Here is an 853-nt window from a genome sequence, read left to right as displayed (position 1 = left end):
CCGGTGACGGCCCAAGAGATCGGCGACGCGGCACTCGCTGCAGCACAAGCGGGCGCGGCAATCCTGCACCTGCACGCACGCGACCCGAGCGACGGCCGGCCGTCGCAGGACCCTGCGCTGTTTCAGGAATTCCTGCCGCGCATCAAGGCGCAAACCAATGCCGTGATCAACATCACAAGCGGCGGAAGTCCCCATATGACCGTCGAGGAGCGTCTGAAGCCTGCGCACCACTTTAAGCCGGAACTCGCATCCTTGAACATGGGTTCGATGAACTTCGGCCTGTATCCGATGCTCGGACGCTTCAAGGAATTCAAGCACGACTGGGAGCGCAAGCACCTTGAGAACAGTCGCGACCTGGTGTTCAAGAACACCTTCTCCGACATCGAGTACATCCTGACATCGTGCGCGGCGAACGGCACACGCTTCGAATTCGAGTGCTACGACATCTCGCACCTTTACAACCTCGCGCACTTCATCGATCGGGGCCTCGTCAAGGGGCCGTTCTTCGTGCAGAGCGTGTTCGGCTTGCTCGGCGGCATCGGGGCACACCCCGAAGACCTCGCACACATGAAGCGCACCGCGGACCGTCTGTTCGGCAAAGACTTCGTGTGGTCGATTCTGGGTGCCGGACGTAACCAGTTCCCGATGGGCACGCTGGGCCTCGCGCAAGGCTCGAACGTGCGGGTCGGACTGGAGGACTCGCTGTGGATCGAGCCGGGCAAGTTAGCCGAATCGAGCGCGGCGCAGGTCGTGAAGATCCGCCAGATCATCGAGGGACTGTCGCTCGACATCGCAACGCCGGATGAAGCACGCCAGATGCTCGGCCTCAAGGGCGCGAGCGATACCAACTTTT

The 853-nt window shown here is 61.8% G+C and carries 1 protein-coding gene; it reads left to right on the top strand.

The features are described 5' to 3' along the window. The coding region (kce, locus tag AWB81_RS43640) for a 3,5-dioxohexanoate:acetyl-CoA acetone transferase (RefSeq protein WP_144444422.1) at positions 1–853 on the top strand (853 nt) is incomplete at both ends.

It is taken from the genome of Caballeronia arationis (assembly GCF_001544975.2).
GTDB classification, from domain to species: domain Bacteria; phylum Pseudomonadota; class Gammaproteobacteria; order Burkholderiales; family Burkholderiaceae; genus Caballeronia; species Caballeronia arationis.
The sequence above is the reverse complement of the archived record's forward strand: the minus strand, read 5'-3'. Positions and strand labels throughout refer to the sequence as shown.